Here is a 4,590-nt window from a genome sequence, read left to right as displayed (position 1 = left end):
TATTCTATATTCTACAAAGGATCAACAGCAACTACTGAAAATGGACAGTACTTCTTGTGGAATTTTTATGAAGCTACTTCTTTATGGAATAGCAATATAACAATTAAAGGATCCGTTTTAGCTCCAAATGCAGATTGGGTTGCTAATGGATTTGGAAATGTAGAGGGCAACTTTATTGCTAATTCACTAAGTGATGGTCCGAGCGGTAGCCATTTGGAAGCTCACAATTCTTTGTTTAAAGGTACACTTCCAACAGTAACCCCAAATAATAATCCGACTGCACCAAGTTACAGTTTATCAACAGACGAAGATACTCCTATATCAGATAAGGTAGATGGTTCAGATATAGATGGAGATTCTCTTACATATACGAAAGATAGTGATCCATCAAACGGAACAGTAGTAGTTAATGCAGATGGAACATGGACATACACACCGAACAAAGACTACAACGGAACAGACAGCTTTACAGTAGAAGTAAGTGATGGAAAAGGCGGAACAGCAATAAGTGCAATAATAATAGATGTATTCCCAGTAAATGACGCACCAACTGTACCTAACTACAATGTAACAACGCCAGAAGATACACCAGTGTCAGGAACGGTAGTTGGAGCAGATGTGGACGGAGATACACTTACATATACGAAAGCAACTAATCCAGCAAACGGAACAGTAACAGTAGCAGCAGATGGCAAGTGGACATACACGCCAAACAAAGACTACAACGGAACAGATAGCTTTACAGTAGAAGTAAGTGATGGAAAAGGCGGAACAGCAATAAGTACAATAACAATAGATGTAGGCGGAAGCAACGATGCGCCGACAGTACCTGATTACAATGTAACAACACCAGAAGATACAGCAGTATCAGGAACAGTAGTAGGAACAGACATCGATGGAGATACACTTACATACGCTAAAGCAACTGATCCAGCAAACGGAACAGTAACAGTAGCTGCAGATGGTAAATGGACATACACACCGAAAAAAGACTACAACGGAACAGATAGCTTTACAGTAGAAGTAAGTGATGGAAAAGGCGGAACAGCAATAAGCACAATAACAATAGATGTAGGCGGAAGCAACGATGCGCCAACAGTACCTGATTACAATGTAACAACACCAGAAGATACAGCAGTATCAGGAACAGTAGTTGGAACAGATATCGATGGAGATACACTTACATATTCAAAAGCAACTGATCCAGCAAACGGAACAGTAACGGTGAATGTAGATGGAACATGGACATACACACCAAACAAGGACTACAACGGAACAGACAGCTTTACAGTAGAAGTAAGTGACGGAAAAGGCGGAACAGCAATAAGCACAGTAACAATAGATGTAGGCGGAAGCAACGATGCACCAACAGTACCTGACTACAATGTAACAACACCAGAAGATACAGAAGTATCAGGAATAGTAGTTGGAACAGACATCGATGTAGATACACTTACATATACGAAAGCAACTGATCCAGCAAACGGAACAGTAACAGTAGCAGCAGATGGTAAGTGGACATACACACCAAACAAAGACTACAACGGAACGGACAGCTTTACAGTAGAAGTAAGTGACGGAAAAGCAGGAACAGCAATAAGCACAGTAACAATAACAGTAACTCCAGTAAATGATGCACCAACAGTACCTGACTACAGTGTAACAACACCAGAAGATACAGCAGTAACAGGAACAGTAGTAGGAACAGACATCGATGGAGATACACTTACATACGCTAAAGCAACTGATCCAGCAAACGGAACAGTAACAGTAGCTGCAGATGGTAAATGGACATACACACCAAACAAAGACTACAACGGAACAGACAGCTTTACAGTAGAAGTAAGTGACGGAAAAGGCGGAACAGCAATAAGCACAGTAACAGTAGATGTAGGCGGAAGCAACGATGCGCCGACAGTACCTGACTACAGTGTAACAACACCGGAAGATACAGCAGTAACAGGAACAGTAGTAGGAACAGACATCGATGGAGATACACTTACATACGCTAAAGCAACTGATCCAGCAAACGGAACAGTAACGGTGGATGCAGATGGTAAATGGACATACACACCGAACAAGGACTACAACGGAACAGACAGTTTTACAGTGGAAGTAAGTGACGGAAAAGGCGGAACAGCAATAAGCACAATAACAATAACAGTAACTCCAGTAAATGATGCACCAACAGTACCTGATTACAATGTAACAACACCAGAAGATACAGCAGTATCAGGAACAGTAGTTGGAGCAGATGTGGATGGGGATACACTTACATACGCTAAAGCAACTGATCCAGCAAACGGAACAGTAACAGTAGCAGCAGATGGTAAGTGGACATACACACCAAACAAAGACTACAACGGAACGGACAGCTTTACAGTAGAAGTAAGTGATGGAAAAGGCGGAACAGCAATAAGCACAATAACAATAACAGTAACTCCAGTAAATGATGTACCAACAGTACCTGATTACAATGTAACAACACCAGAAGATACAGCAGTATCAGGAACAGTAGTTGGAGCAGACATCGATGGAGATACACTTACATACGCTAAAGCAACTGATCCGGCAAACGGAACAGTAACAGTAGCAGCAGATGGTAAGTGGACATACACACCAAACAAAGACTACAACGGAACAGATAGCTTTACAGTAGAAGTAAGTGATGGAAAAGGCGGAACAGCAATAAGCACAATAACAATAGATGTAGGTGGAAGCAACGATGCGCCGACAGTACCTGATTACAATGTAACAACACCGGAAGATATAGCAGTATCAGGAACAGTAGTAGGAACAGACATCGATGGAGATACACTTACATACGCTAAAGCAACTGATCCAGCAAACGGAACAGTAACGGTGAATGTAGATGGAACATGGACATACACACCAAACAAGGACTACAACGGAACAGACAGCTTTACAGTAGAAGTAAGTGACGGAAAAGGCGGAACAGCGATAAGCACAGTAACAATAGATGTAGGCGGAAGCAACGATGCGCCGACAGTACCTGACTACAGTGTAACAACACCAGAAGATACAGCAGTATCAGGAACAGTAGTTGGAGCAGATGTGGACGGGGATACACTTACATACGCTAAAGCAACTGATCCAGCAAACGGAACAGTAACAGTAGCAGCGGAGGGTAAATGGACATATATACCAAGCAAAGACTACAACGGAACAGACAGCTTTACAGTAGAAGTAAGTGATGGAAAAGGTGGAACAGCAATAAGCACAGTAACAATAGATGTAAGTGGAAGCAATGATGCACCTACAGTACCTGACTACAGTGTAACAACACCTGAAGATACAGCAGTATCAGGAACAGTAGTTGGAGCAGATGTGGACGGGGATACACTTACATACGCTAAAGCAACTGATCCAGCAAACGGAACAGTAACAGTAGCAGCAGATGGTAAATGGACATACATACCAAGCAAAGACTACAACGGAACAGATAGCTTTACAGTAGAAGTAAGTGATGGAAAAGGCGGAACAGCAATAAGCACAATAACAATAACAGTAACTCCAGTAAATGATGCGCCAACAGTACCTGACTATAGTGTAACAACACCAGAAGATACAGCAGTATCGGGAGCAGTAGTAGGAACAGACATCGATGGAGATACACTTGCATATACGAAAGCAACTGATCCAGTAAACGGAACAGTAACAGTAGCAGCAGATGGTAAATGGACATACATACCAAGCAAAGACTACAACGGAACAGATAGCTTTACAGTAGAAGTAAGTGATGGAAAAGGCGGAACAGCAATAAGCACAGTAACAATAACAGTAAGTCCAGTAAATGATGCACCAACAGTACCTGATTACAGTGTAACAACACCAGAAGATACAGCAGTATCAGGAACAGTTGTAGGAAAAGACATTGATGGAGATACACTAACATACACAAAAGCAACTAATCCAAAAAACGGAACAGTATCAGTAGCTGCAGATGGTAAGTGGACATACACACCAAATAAAGACTACAATGGAACAGACAGCTTTACAGTAGAGGTAAGTGACGGAAAAGGCGGAAAAGCAATAAGCAAAGTAACAATAACAATAACTCCAGTAAATGATGCACCAACAGTACCTGACTACCACGTATCAACGCCAGAAGATACAGCAGTAACAGGAACAGTAGTAGGAAAAGACATTGATGGAGATACACTAACATACGCTAAAGCAACTAATCCAACAAATGGAACAGTAACAGTAGCTGCAGATGGCAAATGGACATATACGCCAAACAAAGACTACAACGGAACAGACAGCTTTACAGTAGAAGTAAGTGATGGAAAAGGTGGAAAAGCAATAAGTAAAATAACAATTGATATAACACCTGTAAAAGATACAACACCACCAACGCCAACACATAATGACCCTGTAATAACTGAACCCAAGGATGAAGATGTTCCGGCGGCAGCAAAAATAAAAGCCGACCTTGCTGTTTTGATAGACTCATCAACAATGAGAGCAGGAGAAAACAGCAATGTAATATACACAATTACATACTTTAATAAATTAAGTACTGAAGTAAGTAATACCTTCGTACAAGTAAATGTACCCGATTTGATG

Annotated in this window: 1 protein-coding gene; it reads left to right on the top strand. The window is 41.4% G+C overall.

Annotated features, from left to right (window positions below; all coding sequences use genetic code 11):
* A partial coding sequence (locus ACECE_RS29170; protein ID WP_010245949.1) for a cadherin-like domain-containing protein occupies positions 1-4,590 on the top strand: 4,590 nt, incomplete at both ends.

Source organism: Acetivibrio cellulolyticus CD2 (assembly GCF_000179595.2).
Taxonomy (GTDB): Bacteria; Bacillota; Clostridia; order Acetivibrionales; family Acetivibrionaceae; genus Acetivibrio; species Acetivibrio cellulolyticus.
This window is presented reverse-complemented; position numbering and strand designations above follow the sequence as displayed.